Origin of the sequence: Parapedobacter lycopersici, from assembly GCF_024643285.1 — a bacterium.
In the GTDB taxonomy this organism is placed as follows: Bacteria; Bacteroidota; Bacteroidia; order Sphingobacteriales; family Sphingobacteriaceae; genus Parapedobacter; species Parapedobacter lycopersici.
Map to the genome: position 1 here is coordinate 239,194 of NZ_JAMSLW010000003.1, position 19,377 is coordinate 258,570.

Below are 19,377 nucleotides of genomic sequence, written 5' to 3' on the forward strand. Positions count from 1 at the left end.
CGGCAGGTCGCACCAATCGGCCATCCCGTTCGTGCAGAAATCCGGCTTCCGTGATAATTTCCGGCTTAACCGCCGCTAATCCGGCAGGTTTTTGGCCACCCAGGCAGCAAAGGCATCGATAAACCCGTTGAGAAATTTCCGGGTTGATTCCTTAACCAGCTGATCGTTGCGGTCGAACAGTTCGCCGGCATTTCCGATATAAGCTTCTGGCTGCTGCATGGCCGGCATGTTCAGGAATACCAATGCCTGCCGCAGGTGATGGTTGGCACCAAAGCCGCCGATGCTGCTCGGCGAAACGCTCACGATTGCCGCCGGTTTTCCGTCCCACGTGCTTTGGCCATAAGGCCGCGAACCCACGTCAATGGCATTTTTAAGTACCGATGGAATCGAACGGTTATATTCAGGTGTTACAAAGAGGATACCGTCGCTCTCCCGGATTTCCTTTCGGAACGCTGCCCATTCGGGGGGAGGGGATTGGTCCAGGTCCTCGTTGTAAAGTGCCAGCTGGCTGATATCTACCACATGGAGTTCGAGCGATTGGGGCGCCATTGCGATCAGTGCATGGGCTACCTTTTTATTCAGGGACGCCTGCCGCAGACTACCCACGCAAACAGCTATGTTGTATGTTTTCATATCTATATAAGCACAAAGAGGTGCAAAAGGTTTTCGTTGGATTCGGCTAACCTGATGGATAATCCGGGCGGACCAGTATGCGGATCTGTCGGACGCGTTGCGATTAGCGGGAGCGGGACAGGCCCGTTGTCTGTACCAAAAACACAGCCGGGCTGCCTTTTTAGGCAGCCCGGCTGTGGCTGGTAAGCTTGTGATGTGGCTATTTTGCCGTTTCTTTCCGTACCGCGGCAACCTCATCGGCAGTTACCGGGCTTGAAGTGTTGCCGAAGTTCGACCGCACATACGTTAACACTTCGGCCACCTGGGCGTCATTCAAAAAGCTTCCATGCGCCGGCATCGGCTCTTCGTAAGGCAATCCCCGCACGGTAATTGGACCGGAGAGACCATTTAGAACCACATTGATGAGCCTGGTTTTGTCGCCATTTACCCACTCGGATTTTTCAAGCGGCGGAAAACGGCCGCCATCGCCCTTGCCATCACGCTGGTGGCAGGCCCGGCAATACATCATATAAACCGCAGCGGCATCCACGGGCCGTCCACGGTCCAGGTTATCTGCTACCGGATCCGGATCCTTGATATTTGCTGCAGTAGCTTTGCGTTCGGCCATTTTGGCGAGCTGGGCTTCACCGAAACCATCCTTATCGCCTTTGTACATGATGCGCCAAACCCGACCCTGTTCCGTATCGCTCACGTAGATGGAACCATCCGGACCTTCCGCGAGACCCATGGGCCGGTAATGTGCGTCGCTATTGCTGACGATAGTATCAAGCCCCGCAAAGCCATCGGCAAACACTTCCCAGGGGCCGGAAGCTGCGCCGTCCTTCATCGGTACGAATGCGATGATGTAGCCGGCCTGCGGGTACGGTGCCCGGTTGGTGGAGCCGTGGAGGGCTACGAATACCCCTTCCTTATAACGCGCAGGAAATTGATTTCCCTTGTAAAACAACAGGTCGTTCGGTGCAAAGTGGCCCGGAAAGCCCACAATGGGCTTCGTCAGCTTTCCACCATTCGCTTCATTTTTGTTGCCGCCATATTCCGGGTTGAGCAGTTTTTTGCCCTGTATTTGATCGTAGTAGTAATAAGGCCATCCACCGTCGAGCCCTTCGTGTACGCGGAAGAGTTCTTCGGCAGGCAGTACGGCACTTTCCCAGGGAGAATACATACCCGGCCAAAGCATTTTGAAATTGTCGCGGCCGTGCGATACGGCATACAGGGAGTTGGAATTGCTGTCCCATTCCATGCCGACGATGCTACGCAGGCCTGTGGCGTAGCGTGTGCCGTCTTCCTGACGCTGGTTCAACGTGTTTTCATTGAATTTCCAGATGCCGCCATGGTCCAGCAGCTGCGGGCACCCTTCACCGGGTGTGGCAGGATCCGCCACTCCCTGGCCTTTTGATCCGGGCTGGCCGTCGGAGCAGTCGTCCGAGCCAGCTCCCCAACCCACATACATATTGCCCTTGCCATCGAATGCCACCGGCTTGGTCTGGTGCGCATGGCTTGGCGGGTTATCAATAACGATGGTGTCCAGCTTGCTGTCCGGTACCAGTTGTCCCGGTTTCAGCTTGTAACGATAAACGATCAGGTTGGAGCTGAAATACAGGTAGCCATTATGGATGCGCATGGCCGTTCCATACTGTCCGCTTTCGTATTTGCTGAAATACACGATGCTGTCCGCTTTTCCATCGTTGTCAAGGTCGCGCATGGCGATGTTGCCGTAGCCGTCCGTGCGTGCATGCAGCCGTACTTTTACATAGATGTCGCCGTTGTCGTTGACGGCGAGGTGCCTGGCGTAGCCATTGAGGCTGTCGACTACCACCAACGCATCGAAACCGTCGGGGAGGTAGAGCCCGCCGTTATCCGGGTCGCCCGGAGGCAGCTTGGAGCCTGTCTGACATTGCACGAAAAAAAATACGGTAAAAAGTACCCCTAAGGCCATCAGTAAACGGGTGGCTTTCCACGGGTGAAGTGATTTAAAATAGGCAGTCATTTTTAGTTAGTTGTTATCATGAAGTTAGTAAAACGCAGCAGGTGCTGTTCCATGCAATAGCGAACGGGAATTGTTCCACGGGCATTAACTATCGTTCATCACAGGGTGGTGTGCGTGCATGGTTAGTATCTGCAGGCTAAACTACATATTCCCTTCGTTTATTCCAAATGATATTGGCCGAAATATGTGTTCATTTTCCGGACGTTGCCGGTTACAAAACAGCAAATTCAATTGGATGTAACGGCGGGAAAGTCCCGCTGTTCTGTATCTTTACACCGGAAATCCAGTATGGTATGCGTATGGAAAAACAAAAGATCATCGTTGTGGGCGCCAGTTCGGGAATCGGGCGCGCGCTGGCCGGTGTCCTGGTGTCGGCGGGCCACACTGTGGGCATTACCGGTCGACGCGCTGAACTGCTCGAGGAGGTGGCGGCCACCTGCCCGGAACGCGTTTACGTGCGGGCATTTGACGCGACAGACACAGCGGCATGCGGGGCGGAACTGGATGCCCTGGCAGCGGCCATGGGGGGTGTGGATGCCGTGGTAATCAGTGCGGGCGGGGGGGATGTCAACGAACAGCTGGACTTTGCCCTGGAACAGCAGATGATCCGGCTCAATGTACTGGCTTTCACCTGTATTGCAGACTGGGCTTTTACCCGTTTTCTGGCACAGGGTTATGGACAGCTGGCGTCCATTACATCCATTGCGGGTATCCGGGGCAGCCGCCAGTCGCCGGGCTACAGTGCGGTTAAAGCTTACCAGATTAATTACCTGCAAGGATTGCGACAGAAAGCGCGGCGTATGCAACCCGCCATTGCAGTGACCGACATCTGTCCGGGGTTTGTGGCCACGCCAGGAGCGAAGTCTCCCAAAAGATTCTGGGTCGCCCCGGTTGATAAGGCCGCGCGCCAGATTTACCAAGGCCTGCAGCGGCGCAGCAGGGTGGTATACATTACGCGGCGCTGGCGCATGATTGCGGCGCTGTACCGGTGGTTACCGGGCTGGCTGCACGAAAGGCTATAAAAAAGCGGGCACCCCTTATGAAAAGGGGCACCCGCCGCAACCAATTATCACAATCTTTATTCCCTTATTCCTTATCCCACCAGATCCGGGTCATGAACAGGTCCGGTCCCTGATGCTGGATAGCTGCATTGTAATTTTCCGTATTCAGGCTGATTTCCGTATCTGGATACATGAGCCGTCGCTGGATCTTTCCACCGGTTTCGTTACCCGGATAGTCCGTCGGTATCAGGTTGGGATATCCCGTCCGCCGCCAGTTGGCATACACCTCGATGTTGTTCATGAACAGCGACGCCCAGAACTGGGTATGGATCTGTTTCATTTCACTGTCGAAACTGCCGGGAGTATACGGATTGTCTGCCAGGTAGCCGTTAGCGGCAACCAATGCCTGGTTGGCATCCATCGCATTGGGATACAGTTCCTGGGCCTGGAATGCAGCGCGCACGCCCGCCTCGTAATGTTCCTGTGCCGTGCCCGGTCCCCAGCCGCGTAGGGCGGCCTCGGCGAGCAGGTATTCCACTTCGGCGTAGCTTTGGAAAATGGTCGGAGCTTCCAAGTGCGCAATGGTATGGATATTGATTTCCGAGTATTCCTGTTGCATGTTGTCGGTCCAGCCCGGTATCAGGTCCTGGATAGAGGTGTAGTCATAACCACCCGGTAGGCCCTTCTGCTTTTCAGGCAACGACTCGGCAGGTAGTTTGGTAATGTCAATATTGCCCTGCCATAGGGTAGCATAAAAAGGTAACCGCGGGTCGTTGGTCGACTTCAAATAATCAATAAACGTTTTATTAAGCTTCGAGAAGCCCTTGCCCTGAGCGGAGGGTGGCACGCCTTCGGCCGTTTGCAGCTGGCGCGAGTTCCAGTTCCAGTTGGTTCCCGAACCGGAAGTATGCTCCAGTCTGGCAATGTCGGCATTGCTTTGCATGACGCCGGCCGCGATGGCCTTCTTCACCCAGCTTTCCGCAGCTGCAGGATCTACCTTGGTCATGCGCATGCCCAACCGCAGTATCAGTGAATTGGCAAAAACACGCCATTGCTCCACGTCCCCGCCATACAGAAAGTCGGCAGCACCATACGACGGTTTTGCCGGATCGAGCGCGGCAGCCGATTCTTCCAGTTCCTTCAGCATATCGGCATATACCGCTTCCTGGTTATCATATTTCGGCTTATAAGTGCCATTGATATAACCCAGGCCAGCCTCAAAGTAGGGGATATCCCCGTACATATCCGTTACCCGGTGCAGGATGAATACCCGCCATATCCGGGCGATGTTGTGCAGGTTGGACTGCTCCGGATCATCGGCGGTAAGTTCCAGGATCTGTACAGGTTCTTTCAGTTCAGTGCGGTACGCGGTATTCCAGAGCCCGTTATTGTAGTCTGGTTTATACAGGTACTTGTCGCCTGTCCACTGCCACGGATTGAGTGAGGCGAAATACTGGACAAAGCAACCTGCCTGTTTGGAATTGGGATAGAGTGTATTGCCGTCCCCCACGCCCGCGGTGCGAATGATCGCAGCCGAAAACAGGTTGCCGATTACGGGTTCCGTAAACGCATTGGGGTTCCGGTTCATCTCTTCGAAGCCCTTGTCGCACGAAGACAACAGCAGCACAGCCGCCGTGCCCAGGCCGAAGGCCATCTTTGAAATTCCTTGCTTGATGTGATCTATCTTCATGTCTTGAATGTTAAATGTTATGATACTTCAGCTGATTGACCGTTAGAACCTGACCATCAGGTTCAGTCCAAAGCTGCGTGTAGGCGGTACCCCGAAATTTTCCAGGCCCTGTGAATTTCCGGCCACGCTGTAGCTTGATTCGGGATCCACGTTGTCCACTTCGCTGTATAAAAGCAGCAGGTTACGGGCAACGAGCGACAGGCTTGCCGATTGCAGCGGTGTGCCCGCGAGCAAGCGCTGCGGCAGGCTGTAACCGAATGTCAATTGGCGGAGTTTCACAAAGTCGGCTCCCGAAACAAAGTCCTCGGTTAACGTGAATGCCGTGCCCTGGAAATATTCCTGTGCGGGAATGACCCGTTCAAACGGATTGCCATCCTGGTCTACTCCGGATACCGCTACACCCGATTCCCGTACGCCGTTTTCCACGGTGCGTTTGTGCAGGCCATAGTTGGTTGCATAAGCATTGGTTGACGTATACAGTACGCCGCCGAATTTTCCGTCGAGCAGGATGCCAAGCGAAAATCCTTTGTACCGGAAATCGTTGGATAAGCCCAGGGTAAGCGGCGGTACACCGCGTCCCAATGCTTCCAGCGGTCCGCGTAGCGGCAGCCCGTTGCCACTGTTGTACACTACATTGCCATTTTCATCACGCAATCTCCGGTAACCGGCAATCATGCCATACGGCATACCTTCGTAGTGGTATACATAGGCATTCTGCGTGCGCGGCTGTCCGCCGGCCAGGCTGTTCAGGTCGTCCGAAACTTTAATTACCTTGTTGTCGTTGTAGGCCATGTTGAGGCTCACATCCCAGTTCAGGCCTTCCGGTACCCGTATAGGCGTTCCGGTCAGCAACACTTCGATACCGCGGTTGCGCATTTCACCCACATTGAGGCTTACGTTGTTGTAGCTTGCGCTCGGTGGCACGGAAGCGCTGACGATGTCATTGGTCGTCGTCCGGTCATACACCGTAATGTCTGCACCTAAACGGCTATCCAGCATCCGCAGTTCCACACCGGCTTCGGTAGTGGTTGAGGTATACGGTTTCAATGCGTTGGGAATGGTATTCCCGTTGATGGTCATAATGGGCTGTCCCAGGTGCGGAATAGAACCAGCAGTATATACGAGGTTCAGGCCGTACGGGCTTGGCGCGCCGCCGCCCACCTGTGCCCAGGAGGCACGCAGCTTGGCGAAGCTTAACCATGCCGGGCGGGTGCCCATCGCTTCCGACAGCACGAAGCCGACACCCACCGAGGGGTAGAACAGGCTGTTGCTTTGGGGCGAAAGCGTGGAGAACCAGTCCTGGCGGCCGGTCAGGTTCAAGAACAGGTAATTGTTGAAACCGACGTCAGCCGACCCGAACACGGAATTGATTGCCCATTCCGAGAAATCTTCCGTAAAAGTCTGGCTGCTGCCGTTGCTGATGAAATACTGGAAAGGTACATTGAAGTTTCCACTGTTCAGCGATACACCGCGGGCCTGGTTATACATCTGGTTACCACCAACCATGGCGTTTACGGAAAACCGGCCGAATGTTTTATCGAATCCGATCATCAACTCGGCGTTGGTTTCGTAAAATACGTCCTGGTCCTTGGTCATGGCACCGAACTGATTGTATAGGATACCACTTGGCGTGATGTTTTCGGCATTCCGGCTGATGTGGTCCATGCCCAACCGGCCACGGGCATACAAGTAATCGGTAAAGTTATACCGGGCGCTGAAGGAACCGATGAACCGCTTGCGGTCGTCGCCGTTCCGCACTTTATTGACGGCAAAATAAGGATTGGTTACGAAGTTATAATCGTTCCATGGCGTTTCAAAGCCATTCGCATCATATCCCGGAGCCAATGTCCGCACGTCAAGGCTTGTGGCCATTACACCGATGGATGCGTTGGGATTTGCCGTAAAGTCGGCGATAGCCGTACGGTTTTTCGCTTCTTCAATGCTGTATTGTGCACGACCTTCGAAGAGGATCTTATCTGACAGGTTCGCATTGGCGCTCAGGTTAAATGTTTTGCGGTTCAGCTTGGAGTTAGGCACGATGCCCGCGTTGTCCATATTAGACACCGAAAAGCGGAAATTCAATGCCTCGCTGCCGCCATTGAGGGCCAGTGTATTGGAGAAGGTACTTCCCAGGTCGTAGAAATTTTTGACATTGTCTTTCTGGGCCACGTAAGGGCGCATTACGCCGTCGTGCTGGATTACCGGCTCACCATCGAGCGGGGCACCCCAGGACATCCGGCCGTTGGCTACGGCTTCACCCTGTGTGGTGGGCTTCAATCCACGGGATCCGGAGCCATAATCAAACTGGTAATCGGGAATAGCCAGCGGCGATTCCATGGTGTAGGTGGAATTGAATTCCACGCCGATACCCTGTTGCGCGCGGCCGGATTTTGTCGTAATCAGGATGACACCGTTTGCTGCGCGTGAGCCATAAAGTGCTGCCGCGGTTCCACCTTTAAGCACGGAGATGCTCTGGATGTCATCGGGGTTAATGCTGATGAGGCCATCGCCCATATCACGCCCGCCAAATGTGCCGGGTGTGCCCTGGTTGGCATTATTGATGGGAATGCCGTTGACCACATACAGGGGCTGGTTATCGCCGCTCAGTGAGCCGTTACCGCGGATGATTACGCGGCTTGAACCGGCAGGTCCGGTTGCCGAGCTCGAGGCATTGACACCCGCAATCCTGCCCGAAAGGGCATTACCAAGGTTGTTTTCACGGGCCTGGGTAAATTCCTCGCCGCCTACTTCGGTGACGGAATAAGACAGCGATTTCTTTTCGCGGGTGATGCCGAGTGCGGTTACCACCACTTCGCCCAGCGCTTCATTGGCCGTCACCAGCTGCACGTTTATGGTGCTGCGCCCGTTTACGTTGATCCGCTGGCTGTCAAAGCCAATGATCGAGAACACCAATACCGCATTTCCACTGGCCGCATTGAGCTGGTAAGCACCCTGTGCATTGGTTGTTGTTGCCGTAGTGGTGCCCTGTACACTGACCGTTACCCCTTCCAGCGGTTCGCCCGCGTCACTGGTAACCGTTCCCGAGACCGCCTGTTGCAGCATGGCGCTTGGCACATTCGCCCCGGCTCCGTTGAGCTTCATCGTCGGTTTCCGATGGATTAATACCGTCGTATTCTTAATTTCGTAGGTTAGCGGCTGGTTGGCGAGCACATTTTTCAGTACCTGATCCAACGGTTGCTGTTTTACGTCCAGGGTCACCGGGTTTGCCTGCCTCAGGTCTTCCGACACATACAGGAAATCATAGCCGGTCTGCTTGGTGAGGGTCCGGAATACTTCACGCAACGAAACGTTCTTTACCTGGATGCTCACCTCCTGGGCGAGTACATTGGCATTTACCTGCACCACGCTGATTAATAGGCATAACACGGCTAATTTCATGGCAAGAAGTGATTTGAATAACGCACGGTGTTTATTCCGTACGAATACCATATTTTTCTTATACATTTGCAATTAGGTTAAATAAATAGCGATTGTTAGTAGCAATTCGTTGTTGCCTAAACAGGTCCTGAACTTTTCAGGCATTGGCCGGCGATGCGCCCACATTGCCGGCTTTTTTGTGGCAACAATTTTTTTGGGTATGGGTAATTACATGCTTACGATAACCCTCCTTTCCGATAACTGGAAATGCGCGCCACTGAGTGCTTCCAGGTGATTCAATAGTTCCTGCAGGCCTTTCGACCGGAGGTAGGTACCTCCGATTTTCTTATAGTTGCCCTTGCCTTTATATTCAATATCCACGTTGTACCAGCGTGCAATATCGTTCATGATGGTCTTGATGTCCTGGTCTTCAAATACGAAATACCCCTTGGTCCACGCCAGCGCGTAAAACGGATCCACATTGAGTTTTTCGATCTCGTCGTTTTCGAAGTTACTGATCGCCTGCTGGCCCGGGGCCAGCACCAGCCGGGTTTTATTCTTGGATACGATGACACCGCCTTCGACCAGTGTGGTCTTTACCTGTTGCTGGTCGTTATAAGCCGAAATGTTAAAATGCGTTCCCGTTACCTCGATTTCATTATCCAATGCCTGTACGATAAACGGCTGCTCGCGGTTGTGGGCCACTTCGAAATAAGCCTCCCCGGTGAGGGTAACGGTCCTTGTTTTGCCTACAAATACCGCAGGATACACCAGCGTGGAGCCCGAATTGAGCCAGACCTTGGAACCGTCGGGAAGCGTGAGCTGGTATTTGCCGCCACGGGGGATGCTGATGGTATTTTTGGCCACGTTGCCGTCTTTATCCAGCGGGATGGATTTGTCGACTTCGTAGACCAGTTCGCCGTTATCCATTTTTTTGATCATTACCCCGTTTTTATTGGACAGCAGGCCATTATCCGCTTCATCCAGCCGGATGGTTGAGCCGTCGGCGAGCGTGAGCAATGCCGCGCTGGATCCGGGATCCACCGCCTCGCTGGTATAGAATTGTTCGTATTGGTCTGTTGATTGCCGCCCGGCATACAGCCACGCCAAGGCACTGAATAGGCAAAGTAAGCACGCTGCGGCGACGGGGCGTAACACCGTCTTCCGACGGTACCATGCCGGCGTAAAGAGCGTGCGGTCCAGGCGATGGTACAGCATCTCCCGTACGGCCATGCGCTCTTCCTCGCTTTGCCATACCGGTTCGTCGCGTTCCGCTTGCCCGGCCAGCCATTGCAGGAGTAGTTTTTTCTCCGCCTTGGTGCAGGTATTCTCCTCGTACCGCTTTAATAACGCCAATACGTCTTCTTGCTTCATTACCTTGGTTAGTTTTGTCAGCTATAGGTAAGTGTCATAAAACACCGTTTGGTAGTAGGAAAAATTAAAATATTTTTAACCTATTGGTTATTCAGGATTAAAATGGCTTTTTAAGGGGCAGCCGGAGCGTGTAGGCGGTTTATTTGAACCACGCATTTACCATCAGGAAAACGAGCAGTGGCAGGTAGTGGTTGGTGATCTTCAACCGCAGGAGTTTCAGCGAGTTGCTGATCTGTTTCTTTACTGTCTTATCCGAGAGCTGTAATTTTTCGGCTATTTCCTTGTAGGAAAGGTTCTCGTGGCGGCTCAGGGTAAAAATGACGCGCATTTTTTTTGGGAATCGTCCTATTTCATCATCAATAAGCTGCTGCAACTCGTCGGCCATCAGCAATTCTTCCGGACTTTGTTCGTGGTGGGTCAGGAAAGCAGCGAGGGAGTCTGCGTAATCTTCGCGGTGAATATGTTTCCGGATATATTGCAGGGATTTATAACGGGCAATCGCAAACAGGTACGCTTTCAGGGATTGTACGGTGGGTACTTGCTGGCGTTGTTCCCACAATGCGATAAATGTTTCCTGCACGATGTCAATAGCATCTTCTTTATTCTGGATTGCCCGGGCGGCATAAACGAACAGCGGTTCCCAATACCCTTCATAGAGCAGTGCGAACGCCGACCGGTCGTCGCCATCCGCAAGGAATCCGATAAACTGTCTTTCAAAATGCTCCATGAATGGACAATTGGTAAAAGGGCTTGCTTATTGCCAGCCCGGTTATTACCCCTCAGTAAACCACCATTTAATTCGTTAGGCCCGTATATATTGGCATTCAATATTACGAATTGATTTTTAAAACGGAAAAAATAAGCTGCAATATCTTTTTGCAGGCCGTCCGTCCGGCTGTCCGGTGCGTTGCGGAAAAGGGGTTTGTGCCGTGTCATTTATCCCTGGGTTACGGCCCGCTCCATTGGCGTAGCGGTGTTCTTACGCACTGCATCTTTGGGTTTCCGTGTTTTCATTTTAAAGAAAGTGACCAGGCCAACCGCCGAGACGGTGATCCAGAGCAGGTCGACAGCGAGGATATCCACTGCGCCCTCACGCCAGGTATTCCAGAGCCAGTTATCACTGAAAATTCCATTGGCCAACGGCACGAGGAAGCCCAGCAAGCTCCCCAGCAATAAGGTTTCCGCATGAGTACGTTGGATATTCCGGCGGGCAATGTAGTAGACCGACAGCGCCAGCCAGCTGTAAAAATAGAGCGGATAAAGAAAACCCTGACCGGAGAGGTGTGTTGCCTTAACCGCAATGAAGGTGAGCGCCGTTACGGGGAACATCGTTAAACAAACCGCCAGGAATACGTTGGCTGCCCAGAAGTTGAACTTCCTTTTGTGATTGGCTACGTTATTTTTATCCCGGGCAACCAGCCAGATCATAATGCCGGATGCGATAATGATGCATCCCATGATACCCAATACAAAATAAATGATCTTTAAAGGGTATCCGCCGTAGTCACCAAAATGGAGACGGTATACCAGGGCACGGATCCAGTCGATGTAGCTGGCGTCGGTATTGGCTGGTTTATCGTATACAATGGAATCGCCGGCCACGTTATAAATCAGTTTTCCGGTAGCGGCAAAATCAGTGTGGGCGTGGGCCGCACCGCGGAAAATCAGGTGCATGCCGCTATCGCCGTAGTTTTTGATCTGTATGTTCGTGAGCCGTGTCGCCGGCCACCGATCGTCAATCTTTTGCATCACCGCGTTGAGATCCACCGGTTTTTGCAGGGGTTTATCCTGGTAGGCAAACTGTTCGTTACTGTAATTGTACACAGTATCGTACAGCTGATCCGGATTGTCGCGGTATAGCAGTTCGCTGAATGGCAAAAGCAGGGCGGTATTGAAAATCAGTACGATGCCCGTCACCGCGTAAATAAACTGATAGGGATAGCCGATTACCCCCAGCACCGTATGCACGTCGGTCCACACGGTTTTCCATTTGGACCAGGGCCTGAATACATAGAAATTGGAAACGATTTTATTCCAGTGCAGCAGCAGGCCGGTGATCAGCGCAAATAAAAACAGAAAGGACACCAGTCCGGCCAGAAAGTAACCGAATGGACCGGCCACACGGAGCGGGACGACGTTGAGTTGCGCCAGAAAGTGCAGCCGGTATAGAAACTCCCCGAGATCATACGACTCGGTATAGGTTGATTTCCGGTGATCGGCAAAGTTATAGGTGAGGGATGCCGGCTTGGCACCTGCGGCATTGGCAACGGTATCCTGCGACGGGGTAAGACTAACGTACGTCTGGTAGTTGTTTGCTTGCAGGTAGAGCTCCATATCCCGTCCGTGAAGGTGGTATTGGGTATCAATGGAATCGATGAGCGTGTTGTAATCGAAAGCCAGCGTACTGGCATGGGTGTAGGACTGGTCTTTTTCCCAAGCCTGTATCTCCTTTTTGAAAAAAGAAAATGAACCCGCGAAGAAAATTACATACAAAATCGCACAGATCAGAATACCGCTGATGGTATGCGTATGAAAATAGATGTTATAGTTCCGGTTATTCATGTTGATCAGCGATTAAGGAGATAGGGTAGGGAGCATATTGCAGTAATTGCCAGGTAAATCAGCCAGATTTTCCACCAGCTCCGGGCCAGGAAGGCGCAGAGCAACAGGATGGCCCAAAGAATATAGCCCGAGAAAAAGGCGGTGGCCACTACCGCATCTTTGCTGAAAACCGATGCCAGCGCGAGGTGTGCCGAAATCATGACGGCATAGCCGCCGACAAAACCGGCCGTAATCTTCATGAACCGCTGGAAGGGGGATTTTGTAAGGTATTTTTTGTTGGCAGGCATGGGCTATACAATAAAATATTCACAGGCCAGTGCGGCCAGGTAAATCAATGCAAGTGAAAACATATTCAGGTATCGATAGGGAAAGAGAACCACGACAAGGCACCCGATTCCCATCACGATGACGACCAGTGAAAAAATACCGGCACCGATCCCATCACGTTCAACCAGCGCCCACACGGCCAGTGCCATCAGCAGGCCGGCCAGTGATCTGGATAGCACCGGGCGTTGCTCCAGCCATTTCATCCATTGGCTTTTCCCGGGCCATCGCATGCGGTGCGAGGTGTTGTAAAAGAGAAAAAAGGCAAAGAATAAGATCAGAAAAACCGTACTGTGCATTGTTTTTGGATTATGGCTACCCCGGCCGGAGCCAAGGTAGCCAACTGTTTCTTGTTTTTTAGTTTCAACCTATAATTTGCTTACGGCAGTGATGACACCGCCCTCCACCTGCAACCCTGGAGTAGCTGTAGCCGTGGCCGCGTTGACGTTATAGACCACGCTTTTACTGTCGGCTGTGGTAATGCCGATGTATGCTGTTTTTCCATCCAGCGGCGTGTAATTATTGGTGGTCACACTCGTGATTTCGGCTGGCTGGGGCGCTCCGGTTACCCATTCGAATGTTTTGTTTACCAGGTTGATGCTCGCCAGCCGGTTACCACCGCCCCATTGGCTTTTATCGGCAGCAGCCTGCATCAGCGCAATTGCATTGCCATTGCCTACGTATACCCATCCCGTGATGCTGTATCCGCCCGAAGCCTGCTCGATGTTGAAATAGTAGTTTTGGTCAAAAGCTGTAGTACCGGCATTTATCCGCACGATAGCTGATGGTTTGCTGGAGTTAAATTGCTGCTTTTTAATCGTATTTGAGGCCGAAAAGGCGTATAAATCACCCTGTTCATCCAACGCCATCCCCCCTTCGAAATAATAGCCGATATTGCTAGTGCGGTTGTCGCGGATCACTTTGTTGAGTGTCATTTCGGGATAGTCGAATACCGCAATCCAGGCGCTGTCGGGGTAGTCGGTGTCCCAGCCTCCCTCATCGGTTGCTTTGATGCAAAAGTAGGGTGCAAACACCTTGTTGCCCACTTGTTTGATCCAGCTGATGTGTGCCAGTTCGCCATTGCCGGCCAGCTTTTCCGAATCAAACTGCCCTTCACCGGTAATGAGCAGCTGATCGGTATTGACCTGGTACCAGTGGCTTACCGGAGACGCGAGGTTACGTGAGTTCTTAATGAGCAGGACGTCCTGGTCGGCGGGGGCAAAAGCCTGTACCGTTTCGGTCTGGAAATTAGTCAGCTTGTTCAAAGAACCGTCGCGCAGATCGTAGGCCGTCACCGCACCGGGATTTCCCTGGCCATACAGCATGCTGAAAAATTTATTGTTATGCGTTACGTAATACCGGTAGGTACCATCCTGTTCCAGTCCATTCCCGGCGGTGGAAATGGTGCCGTTATCCAGTGATGGCGCATTAATCAGGTAGTCGGCAACCCCGGTGGTGGCCACCGGGGTAACGGCGACGATGTAGCTGCCTTTCGTTTTTCCGGTATTGTTGTCAATACTGTCATTTTTGGAGCAGGCACCCAGCGAAATAGCCAGGCTTAAGGCTGTCCATGCGTAGTAATGTGTTGAAATTTTCATCTTTATTTGAGTTATTTATGAGTAATGGCGTATATAATGTATTAATGGAGGGCGGTAATGAAATACCGGAATTTGAGGTAAAAACCACGGCTGGGTTTCTGCAGGCTGTAATTGTCGTAAAGCAGTGCATCCGTCAGGTTCTTGCATTCCAGTGCAATATTGTAACGGCCGTCTTGCAGGGTGTATACGATGTTGGCATCGTGCGCGAGCTGGCGGGGTACGTCGAACTTCCCTGACCCGCGGCTTGGCCAATACAGGTAAAATGCATGTACGTACAACAGATTATAACCAATGCTGAGTGTATTGCCGGCTTTAACGAAGTTGTTGAAGAAGACCGAAGCATCTGCATTGCCAAACAGGAAGGGAATATTGGGCATTCTGTCTTTATACACCGGACTTACACCGGTATAATTCGGCTCGTATTTTTGGCGGTTCAGGATGTTCTGGTATGTTAGGTTTGCACCTAGTGTCAAGCGGTTTTTATACGAATAACGTACTTCTGCATCGCCACCCAGGTTGGATACACCCTCCAGGTTCTGGGCAACCAGTTTCGACTGGTTATTATTGAGTACATAAAAAATATAATCCGTGGCATAGCGGTAAATGGCATTTCCCGAGAGTGAAAACCGGTGATGGCGGTTTACGGAAAAGTCGTACATAATTCCCAGGTTAGCGTTATCGCTGCTCTCGGGTTTCAGGTCGAAGTTGCTTTCCAGGTTTTCGTAATCGCCGAAAAAATCTTCATTTTCCGGAAGGCGGTTGCTCCGTTCATAGGACGCTTTTAATTGCAGGTTGGGACTGAAAAAATAGCTGACGGCCGCCCCATATCCCGGCTTACTGGTCCGCTTAACCTCTTCCCGGTAATATTCATCGTTCCAGTCGCCTGTCGGACTGAACAGTCGGCCTGTCTTTGCATATTGCGAAATGAACTTTCCGAAGAGGGAGACGCTCCAGTGGGGGTTGGGATCGTATTTGTATCCGACGCCGAGTACATTCTTGTTTGTAAGCTGTGGCTGGGCATATTCTTCGCTTTGCGGGCGTGTCCGGTCGAATCCTTTTCGGTCAAACGTGGAAAAAACATTGTTTAATGTAAAGGCATGGCGCTCGGTAGGGGCGTAGTTAAAGGTAGCGGTGACTAGCCCGTTGTTATTCCCGTATTTATACAGGCTGCGGGAACGTTCGCCACCGTTGCCGTTAAATTCTTTATAATTACCGAACCAGTCGTATCGGCGGAAGAGTGTGTCAATGTTCTGTTCTTTCCCGAAGTTGTAATTGGCATTAACCGTTACGTCCAGGCCCGTTACCAGGAGGTCTTTCTTTTGGTATTTTAATGTTGGCATCAACAAAGTGCCGCGGCGGTGCCATGCGCCAAAGGTGGATACCATCCTTGCTCCGGTCTGGATTTCCTTGTAATTGCGTCCGAGTGCTATACCCAGCATCAGCCGGTCGGCAAACGGGCGGTTCACTACCCCGACGTTGGCGATTATCGTTTCGTTGTGATACTGGTCGTGAAAGCGGCGGACGGTTTGGCCGGGGTAATATTGGCCGGTATTGATATCGGCGACATCCAACTGCACCCTGTAATCGTTGTCCGAATAGTTCTGGAAGGCATTGACCTGAATGGTAAACCCATTCCGTGCCGTGTAACCGGCATTGATTACGCTGCGGTGTGTGTTGAACGAGCCATAGGAGTAGGAGACATCCAGGTAGCTTTTCGTATTGCTGGCCGTTACGATATTGACCGCTCCCCCGAGCGCATCGGAGCCCAGCCAGATGGGAACAACCCCTTTATATACCTCGATCCGCTCGGCGAGGTTGATGGGAATGTTATTGATCTGAAAGGAAGAGCCGAAATTATCCATGGGAATTCCATCGATGAAAAACTTCACCCGGTTACCCGAAAAGCCGTTCAATGAAAAGTTGAAATTGGATCCTACACCACCGGTTTCCCGCACGCGTATCCCCGACACCCGGTCGAGCGCATGCGAAAGGTCCAATGTCGAGTTGTGCAGTGCCGTCGCTTTGATGGCCGTTACATTGTAGGACTGCCGGTTTACCTCCTCTACTTTGGTGCGGCCGAAGACCTCGACTTCATCGATATAAGCGATGTCTTCCTCCAGATTGAAATTTTCGGTTAACTGGCGATTGACGGTTACCTGCCGCTCCAGCAGTATACTGCCGATGTGGGCAATGGTTAGCAGGTAGCTGCCGCCCGGCACGTCCTGGAATTCATAGACCCCGTTTTCATCGGTTGTGGTGATGCGGTTATCCAGCTTTACCGTTGCGCCGATGGCGGCGTTGCCCGTGTTGTCTGTTACTGTGCCGGATATGCGGAAACCCGTCTGTGCAATCGCGATATGAACGCCGATCAACAGTAAGCCCCACGTGGCATAGTATTTTCGGGTGACCTGTTTCCGTATGTGTTGAAGATGATTGAAGCAATACATTATTTAGACTAATTATAATTAAGGTCCAAAGATAGCGCTTGATCGGAATATGTCAAGAGGAAATTTAAATTAATTCTAAATAAGCAATTGTATGCGGCTGGATGCCGGTAAATGCTGGCGGAATTGATTATTTTTTTGTGTTTGTCCAATTCCAGCGGTTCGATTGTCATTGGGGTATAATTCATTTTTAAATTTTATACTCATGGAACAACGGATCAATATCCAAGAACAAGGACAGGAAGCATTAAGGGCCCTCTTCGGCATTGGTGCCTATCTGAAGAAATCCCCGGTCGGACAACCCCTCCTGAACCTGATTTATTTTCGGGTGTCGCAGCTGAACCAATGCGCTTATTGCCTGGACATGCACCATAAGGATGCCCGTGCCGAAGGCGAAACTGAACAGCGGTTATATGGGTTAAGCGCCTGGCGCGAGTCGCCGTACTACACCGACCGTGAACGGGCAGCCCTAGCCTGGGCGGAGGCAGTTACCGCATGTGCTGCACCGGATGCACTATACAACGAAGTAACCGCTGTGTTCAGCGACCGGGAGGTAATTGACCTGACGCTGGCCATTACCACGATTAACACCTGGAACCGGATTAACCATGCCTTTTACAATGAACCGGGGATGTACCGTGCGGGACAGTTTGGATAAGTTTATATTTGCGTATACCGTATGCGCTTGAATACATTAATTACCTATAAAAAACGAATGTCATGAACGAGTTTTTAATCGCGATCCATCGGGATCTCAAAAGCAAAGACGCTAAACCCTCTCCTGAACAGATGCAGGAGGCCATCAAACCATTCCAGGATTGGATCGGCAGTATTGCTGCACAGAACAAACTGGTGGCACCGCCCAAGCGATGGGACCTGGGTGGCCGTGTGGTCACTTCAGATACCGTGACAGACGGGCCCTATGCCGAAATCAAGGAATCCATCGGTGGCCTGGTCCTGATCCGGGCCGAGAGTTATGACGACGCCGTGGAAATTGCAAAAGGCTGCCCGGTACTGAAATGGGGTGCAACCGTGGAGGTACGCATGGCGCTGACGGCTGGATAGTGTTGTATTTACCTGATTGCCAGGGATCTGAAGCACTGCGCAGCTCCCTGGCATGATTAAGGGATGATGGACAACCACGTATTGATACCCCACTTATTCCGTACGGAATACCGGAAGATGGTTTCCGTGCTGTGCCGTTTGTTCGGTATCTCCCACATTGAGGTGGCAGAAGATATTGTTTCGGATACGTTTTTGACGGCAACGGAAACGTGGAGCCTGGACGGTGTTCCGGCAAACCCCACGGCTTGGCTTTATACCGTGGCCAAAAATAAGACAAGGAACCAGCTGAAACGGCACCTGTTATTTGAGCAGAAACTGGCACCTGCCATCACCTATGAAACGGATGCCGCCGATACATTGGAAGTTGACTTTTCCGAAAAACACATCGCCGATAGCCAGCTGGCCATGCTGTTCACGGTCTGCGATCCCGCGGTTTCGACAGCATCGCAGATTGCGCTGGCGCTGAATCTGCTGTGCGGCTTTGGGATCCAGGAAATTGCTGACGCATTCCTTACCAATAAGGAGGTGATCTATAAACGGATCAACCGGGCAAAGGATAAACTGAAAGCCGCGGCAATCAAAATTGAACAGCCTTCGCTGTCCGCAATTGATGCGCGGCTTGAAGTGGTACTCACCACCATCTACCTGCTGTTTTCCGAAGGGTATTATTCTACCTCGCACCATACCGTCCTGCGCCAGGAGTTCTGCGCCGAGGCTATGCGGTTGTGTGATCAGCTGATTGCTAACAGGCGTACCGCCACGCCGGCAGTCCATGCCCTTATGGCCCTTATGTGCTTCCATGCTTCCCGTTTTGACGCTCGGACAGGCGCCCACGGGGAGATTATCCTCTATCGCGACCAAGATGACACGCGGTGGGACAAGGCATTGATCGAGCAGGGTCAACATTACCTGAACACGGCATCCACCGGCATCCAGGTTTCCAGGTACCACCTGGAAGCGGGGATCGCCTATTGGCATACGCAGCGTGCCGATACCGAGGAAAAATGGGAAAATATACTGACGTTATATAACCACCTGCTTACCATTGCCTATTCACCGATTGCTGCACTGAACCGTACGTTCGCGCTGGCGAAAGCCCGGGGGAAGGCCACGGCTATTGCCGAAGCCGAAAAGCTGCAGCTTACGGGCAACCTATTCTACTACTCACTGCTGGGCAACCTCTACACCGGTATCGATAACCGGCAGGCGCTGGCCCATTACCGGGCGGCGTTGAAGACTGTCGGCACGGACGCGGACCGCGAAATCATCCAGCGGCACATAACTGAGCTTTCTTCCGATATTCAGGATAGCTGAGCGGGAA

15 protein-coding genes are annotated in these 19,377 nt (G+C 52.2%); 4 read left to right on the forward strand and 11 right to left on the reverse strand.

Annotation, left to right across the window (positions count from 1 at the left end; translation table 11 throughout):
- Positions 1-75: 75 nt before the first annotated feature.
- Both NEV57_RS07870 and NEV57_RS07875 read right to left on the reverse strand, forming a co-directional pair.
- Positions 76-633: an NADPH-dependent FMN reductase gene (locus NEV57_RS07870; protein WP_257657763.1), complete on the reverse strand. Its 558-nt coding sequence runs from the start codon at positions 631-633 to the stop codon at positions 76-78.
- A gap of 199 nt (positions 634-832) precedes the next feature.
- The gene (locus NEV57_RS07875; RefSeq protein WP_257657764.1) at positions 833-2,620 is read right to left on the reverse strand and encodes a PQQ-dependent sugar dehydrogenase; all 1,788 of its coding nucleotides are present in this window, start codon (positions 2,618-2,620) and stop codon (positions 833-835) included.
- 299 nt (positions 2,621-2,919) lie between these two features.
- Between NEV57_RS07875 and NEV57_RS07880 the strand changes: the two genes are divergently transcribed.
- Positions 2,920-3,642, forward strand: coding sequence for an SDR family NAD(P)-dependent oxidoreductase (locus tag NEV57_RS07880; RefSeq protein ID WP_257657765.1), 723 nt, complete (start codon positions 2,920-2,922; stop codon positions 3,640-3,642).
- 64 nt (positions 3,643-3,706) lie between these two features.
- On the opposite strand, the gene NEV57_RS07885 is transcribed toward NEV57_RS07880, so the two are convergent.
- The 9 genes from NEV57_RS07885 to NEV57_RS07925 form a co-directional block, all read right to left on the reverse strand.
- On the reverse strand, positions 3,707-5,311 hold the full coding sequence (locus NEV57_RS07885) for a SusD/RagB family nutrient-binding outer membrane lipoprotein (RefSeq protein ID WP_257657766.1): 1,605 nt from the start codon (positions 5,309-5,311) through the stop codon (positions 3,707-3,709).
- 42 nt (positions 5,312-5,353) lie between these two features.
- Positions 5,354-8,776, reverse strand: coding sequence for a SusC/RagA family TonB-linked outer membrane protein (locus NEV57_RS07890; protein WP_257657767.1), 3,423 nt, complete (start codon positions 8,774-8,776; stop codon positions 5,354-5,356).
- Between the two features lie 141 nt (positions 8,777-8,917).
- Positions 8,918-10,063: a FecR family protein gene (locus tag NEV57_RS07895; RefSeq protein ID WP_257657768.1), complete on the reverse strand. Its 1,146-nt coding sequence runs from the start codon at positions 10,061-10,063 to the stop codon at positions 8,918-8,920.
- Between the two features lie 139 nt (positions 10,064-10,202).
- Positions 10,203-10,790, reverse strand: a complete 588-nt coding sequence (locus NEV57_RS07900; protein WP_257657769.1) for an RNA polymerase sigma-70 factor — start codon at positions 10,788-10,790, stop codon at positions 10,203-10,205.
- Between the two features lie 209 nt (positions 10,791-10,999).
- Entirely contained in the window at positions 11,000-12,625 is a 1,626-nt protein-coding gene (locus tag NEV57_RS07905; RefSeq protein WP_257657770.1) for a PepSY-associated TM helix domain-containing protein, read from the reverse strand.
- A gap of 5 nt (positions 12,626-12,630) precedes the next feature.
- Positions 12,631-12,912, reverse strand: coding sequence for a hypothetical protein (locus NEV57_RS07910; protein ID WP_257657771.1), 282 nt, complete (start codon positions 12,910-12,912; stop codon positions 12,631-12,633).
- Positions 12,913-12,915: 3 nt separating this feature from the next.
- Positions 12,916-13,248, reverse strand: coding sequence for a hypothetical protein (locus NEV57_RS07915; RefSeq protein WP_257657772.1), 333 nt, complete (start codon positions 13,246-13,248; stop codon positions 12,916-12,918).
- Positions 13,249-13,317: 69 nt separating this feature from the next.
- A complete protein-coding gene (locus NEV57_RS07920) occupies positions 13,318-14,547 on the reverse strand; it encodes a DUF4374 domain-containing protein (RefSeq protein WP_257657773.1) in 1,230 nt (409 codons plus the stop codon).
- Between the two features lie 41 nt (positions 14,548-14,588).
- Positions 14,589-16,994 carry a TonB-dependent receptor gene (locus NEV57_RS07925; RefSeq protein WP_257657774.1) on the reverse strand — a complete coding sequence of 802 codons (2,406 nt, stop codon included), beginning with the start codon at positions 16,992-16,994 and terminating at the stop codon, positions 14,589-14,591.
- Between the two features lie 202 nt (positions 16,995-17,196).
- Here NEV57_RS07925 and NEV57_RS07930 point away from each other — a divergent pair, with 202 nt between their 5' ends.
- The 3 genes from NEV57_RS07930 to NEV57_RS07940 all read left to right on the forward strand — a co-directional run bounded on the left by NEV57_RS07930 (position 17,197) and on the right by NEV57_RS07940 (position 19,370).
- On the forward strand, positions 17,197-17,649 hold the full coding sequence (locus tag NEV57_RS07930) for a carboxymuconolactone decarboxylase family protein (RefSeq protein WP_257657775.1): 453 nt from the start codon (positions 17,197-17,199) through the stop codon (positions 17,647-17,649).
- A 62-nt stretch (positions 17,650-17,711) separates the two neighbouring features.
- Positions 17,712-18,056 carry a YciI family protein gene (locus NEV57_RS07935; RefSeq protein ID WP_257657776.1) on the forward strand — a complete coding sequence of 115 codons (345 nt, stop codon included), beginning with the start codon at positions 17,712-17,714 and terminating at the stop codon, positions 18,054-18,056.
- Positions 18,057-18,119: 63 nt separating this feature from the next.
- Complete coding sequence (locus tag NEV57_RS07940) at positions 18,120-19,370, forward strand: RNA polymerase sigma factor (RefSeq protein ID WP_257657777.1); 1,251 nt, start codon at positions 18,120-18,122, stop codon at positions 19,368-19,370.
- Positions 19,371-19,377 lie beyond the last annotated feature (7 nt).

Excerpts from the sequence above, each read along its gene's own strand:
- NEV57_RS07870 (WP_257657763.1), bottom strand. The coding sequence starts at position 633 with ATGAAAACATACAACATAGCTGTTTGCGTGGGTAGTCTGCGGCAGGCG.
- NEV57_RS07875 (WP_257657764.1), bottom strand. The coding sequence starts at position 2,620 with ATGACTGCCTATTTTAAATCACTTCACCCGTGGAAAGCCACCCGTTTA.
- NEV57_RS07880 (WP_257657765.1), top strand. The coding sequence starts at position 2,920 with ATGGAAAAACAAAAGATCATCGTTGTGGGCGCCAGTTCGGGAATCGGG.
- NEV57_RS07885 (WP_257657766.1), bottom strand. The coding sequence starts at position 5,311 with ATGAAGATAGATCACATCAAGCAAGGAATTTCAAAGATGGCCTTCGGC.
- NEV57_RS07890 (WP_257657767.1), bottom strand. The coding sequence starts at position 8,776 with ATGTATAAGAAAAATATGGTATTCGTACGGAATAAACACCGTGCGTTA.
- NEV57_RS07895 (WP_257657768.1), bottom strand. The coding sequence starts at position 10,063 with ATGAAGCAAGAAGACGTATTGGCGTTATTAAAGCGGTACGAGGAGAAT.
- NEV57_RS07900 (WP_257657769.1), bottom strand. The coding sequence starts at position 10,790 with ATGGAGCATTTTGAAAGACAGTTTATCGGATTCCTTGCGGATGGCGAC.
- NEV57_RS07905 (WP_257657770.1), bottom strand. The coding sequence starts at position 12,625 with ATGAATAACCGGAACTATAACATCTATTTTCATACGCATACCATCAGC.
- NEV57_RS07910 (WP_257657771.1), bottom strand. The coding sequence starts at position 12,912 with ATGCCTGCCAACAAAAAATACCTTACAAAATCCCCCTTCCAGCGGTTC.
- NEV57_RS07915 (WP_257657772.1), bottom strand. The coding sequence starts at position 13,248 with ATGCACAGTACGGTTTTTCTGATCTTATTCTTTGCCTTTTTTCTCTTT.
- NEV57_RS07920 (WP_257657773.1), bottom strand. The coding sequence starts at position 14,547 with ATGAAAATTTCAACACATTACTACGCATGGACAGCCTTAAGCCTGGCT.
- NEV57_RS07925 (WP_257657774.1), bottom strand. The coding sequence starts at position 16,994 with ATGTATTGCTTCAATCATCTTCAACACATACGGAAACAGGTCACCCGA.
- NEV57_RS07930 (WP_257657775.1), top strand. The coding sequence starts at position 17,197 with ATGGAACAACGGATCAATATCCAAGAACAAGGACAGGAAGCATTAAGG.
- NEV57_RS07935 (WP_257657776.1), top strand. The coding sequence starts at position 17,712 with ATGAACGAGTTTTTAATCGCGATCCATCGGGATCTCAAAAGCAAAGAC.
- NEV57_RS07940 (WP_257657777.1), top strand. The coding sequence starts at position 18,120 with ATGATGGACAACCACGTATTGATACCCCACTTATTCCGTACGGAATAC.